The 3567-nt window shown below is 55.2% G+C and carries 1 protein-coding gene; it reads right to left on the bottom strand.

Features of this window, described 5'->3' with window-relative positions; genetic code table 11:
• Positions 1-154 precede the first annotated feature (154 nt).
• Positions 155-3328 (bottom strand): protein kinase domain-containing protein, encoded by a 3174-nt coding sequence (locus AC0QH1_RS05825; RefSeq protein ID WP_324629987.1) that lies wholly within the window; start codon positions 3326-3328, stop codon positions 155-157.
• Between the last annotated feature and the right edge of the window lie 239 nt (positions 3329-3567).

Genomic DNA, 3567 nt, shown 5'->3' with positions numbered 1-3567 from the left:
GGTCAATTATTTTGCGGCGCGAGTGAGGGAGGCGGAGCCTCGGGAGGGCCGTTCCCAGGCTGAGCCTGGGAACGAGTAGCCTGGGAACGAGTGGAAATTAGCCCGCGTAGGCGGGCTTTGCTCGCACAGGCGCGACTTCCAGTCGCCACTGTTGCTACCGGCCTAACTTACCCAGAACCCACTGGCGAGATTCCTCAGCCAGATAATACTCGGGTTCGATTTCCAGGGCTTTGTTGTACGCTTCCAGGGCTTCTTCATAGCGTTCGCGAGATTCCAGGGCGATACCCAGTTGGGTCCAAGCGAAGGCATCGCGATCGTCCATTTCCAGGGCATTGTTAAACGATTCGATCGCCTCATCGTAGCGGCGCAATTCATTGAGCGCCACGCCGCGACTGGCCCAGGATTTGCGATCGTTGGGGGTGATTTCCACGGCTTTATCGAAAGAGGCGAGTGCCTCTTGGTAGCGTCGCAACTGAATCAGGGCAATTCCGCGATCGCGCCATCCATCGTAGAAATTCGGCTCGATTTCCAAGGCGCGATCGTAAGCGGCGATCGCATCCCAATAGCGTGCCAAGCCGGCACTGAGGACTGACCCTTTGTTATGCCATGCTTTATAAAATGTCGGTTCGATGTCTAGGGCTGTGTCATACGCATCCAGGGCGTCGTAAAATTCCCGCATACCATACAAAGTGCCGCCTTTTGCATTCCAGGCCAAATAAAACTCGGGGTCGATTTCCAAGGCGCGATCGTAGGAGTCAAAGGCTTCTGGGGCGCGATCGAGTTCGCTGAGCAGGCGACCGCGTTCTACCCACATACCGGGATTTTGCGGATTGCTGGCGAGGCGCTCGTTATAGGCGGCGAGGGCTTGTTCCCGGGCGCGATCGGCCTGTTGCGGACGTTGCAACTTTTCCAGAACCAGCACTTTGCGTTCCCAGAGTTCCGGATTGTTGGGCTGCAATTCCGTGGCGCGGTGGAACTCCGCCAAGGCTTCTTTATCGCGCTGTAGTGCGAGCAGAGAGAGTCCGCGCCCTTTGTGAGCGTTGGGGTCATCCGATCGCAGTTCCAAGGCGCGATCGTGAGCGGCGATCGCTTCTTGATAGCGCTGCAACTGATAGAGTGCCTCGCCGCGATTGTTCCAATATTTGGGATTTTTCGGTTCTAACTTGCTGGCATTTTCATAGGCTACCAAAGCCGAATCGTAGTCCTGCAACAGATAAAGCGCATCGCCGCGACACTTCCATGCCATTGCATAATCCCCGGCGAGCGCGATCGCCTTGTCGCAGTCATTGTGTGCCGCCTCAAATTCCTCCGCCGCCACTTTCTCACTGGCGCGATCGATGAACTCCTGCGCTTTTGCCTGTTGGGCGCGCTGGTGTTGGTAATTGCCAATTCCTAAGATGCTACCGCCGGCGATCGCCACCGCCACCGCCATCTGCCAGGGCTTGACAACGCGCAACTTTTGTGGTATGCGTTGGCTGACCTCGGACTGGTACGGAACCTTTTCCACAGGTTTTTCCACCCCAGGGTTTTCCACAGGGTTTTCCACAGCCCCAACCGGTTCGGGAGCCGGATCCGGGGGAGAAGTGGGCTTGTCCTCGGGAGTCACCGGGGGAGCCACAGGAGCCAGGGAGACCAGTTCTGGGGTTTCCTGCGCCAGCGGGGGATCCACGGGGAGCTGTTGCAAGTCTTCCAACACCTCCTGGGCCGACTGATAGCGTTCGCGAAAATAAGAGCGCACCATTTTATCCAGGATTTCCCCAAACCCTTCACTGACCTGCAGGTGCTTGCGCCAGTTAATTTCCCCGGTTTGCGGATGGGTGCCGAAGTGGTCCGGATAGACTCCCGTCAGTGCTTGCAGGGCGATCGCGCCGAGGGCGTAAATATCGCTATTCGCGCGGGCATTGCCCATCATTTGCTCTTTCGGCATATATCCCGGGGTGCCGATCGGGCTGGAAGTTTTGAGCTGACCTTGGTCGATCGCCAGGGTGGTGAGTTGTTTCACCGAGCCAAAATCCGTGACCATCACTTTGCCATCCTCGCGGCGGCGGATTAAATTGGACGGTTTTAGATTCCCGTGAATGGCGTGGCGATCGTGAACGAAGGTGAGGGTTTCGAGGACGTCTTTGAGTAAGGCGATCGCCTGGGCTTCATCGTAACGCTTGCGCCCCGCGATTTCCGCGCTTATCGGTTCCCCGTCAATTAATTCGTGAACCAAATAAAAGGCCCCATCTTGCTCGAAATCCGCCAACAACCGGGGGATGCGATCGTGGGTGCCTAACTGATGCAGCAGTTGCGCTTCCGTATCGAAAAAGCTTTTTGCTTCCCACCAGGGAAACACATCCCGGCGCAGGGGTTGCAGTTGCACGATCGCGCACCACGGCTGCTCGGCGCGTTGCAAGTCTTCCGCTAAAAATGTTTTGCCAAACTCTCCTTCTCCCAACAGACTGACAATTTGGTAGCGTCCGTCTAATGTTTGTCCCATTTGATGCAAGCTTCTCAGGTCGTGGAGGACCGCCGAGGCATCCGGATAGCGCTCCTCGGGATCCACGCAAATCATTTTGTCCAGAATGCGCCCCAATTGAGGATCCACCATCACCAGATGATGCCAGAGCGCTTGCCCGGTTTTCGGATCCCGTTCCAACTGGCGCGGTGGCAACCCGGTTAAGGCTTGAATCGCACACATCCCCAACGCATATAGGTCGCTATTTAACCGGGGTTTTCCGCTCAGTTGTTCGATGGGGATATAGCCTGCAGTGCCGATCGCCGCCGTCGCTACCTGACCGCGAGAATTTACCGCCAAGGTTTCGATTTCTTTGAGCGCGCCAAAATCCACCAGCAGGAGTTTGCGATCGCTGCTTCGGCGGATTAAATTCGACGGTTTGAGATTGCGGTGAACGATCTGGTGCTGATGCACAAACCCCAATACCTCTAAAACCATGTGCAGAAACGCCATCACCATTCCTTCGCTCCAGCGCTTCCCCGGGGCGATTTCCTGGCTCAGGTCTTCCCCTTCGATGTATTCAAACACCAGATAAAATTTTAGATTATCCTCGAAATAATTTATCAGGCGCGGGATTTGAGGATGAGCGCCGATTTTTTCCAGGATTTTTACCTCCCGCTCAAAGCGGCGACGCGCTTCTTGCAAAATCAGCGGATCTGAACTGTTGGGCTGGAGAATGGCGATCGCGCACAGGGGATTGTCTGGCGATTGCTGAGAATCTTCAGCCAGATAAAGTTTTCCAAAGGCTCCTCGCTTCAGGTCTTTGAGTACCTTGTAGCGCCCTTGGATGATTTGGCCAGTCATGGTGGAGGGGTTCATCAGTTGCATAGCATTCGATCTGCAGCGGAGAAAAAGGGTACAAATTAGCCAGAAGGTAAGCAGGGCAACGGAAAACGCTTTAGCCCCACCATCCGGCTAGGAGATTCAGACAACAAACGGTCTTCGTACAGTGTGCCACCCATTACATCGAAAATAAATGGGCAACAGCAAATTGATACTCCCCGCGCTGAAGACGCGGGGATTCTTAAGCAGTCCAAAACTGAACTCTTAAAGGCATTATCAAAGTG

It is taken from the genome of Phormidium sp. CCY1219, assembly GCF_055795085.1.
Note: the sequence above shows the minus strand (reverse complement) of the source record. Positions and strands in the feature narration are given on the sequence as shown.

Excerpts from the sequence above, each read along its gene's own strand:
- AC0QH1_RS05825 (WP_324629987.1), bottom strand. The coding sequence starts at position 3,328 with ATGCAACTGATGAACCCCTCCACCATGACTGGCCAAATCATCCAAGGG.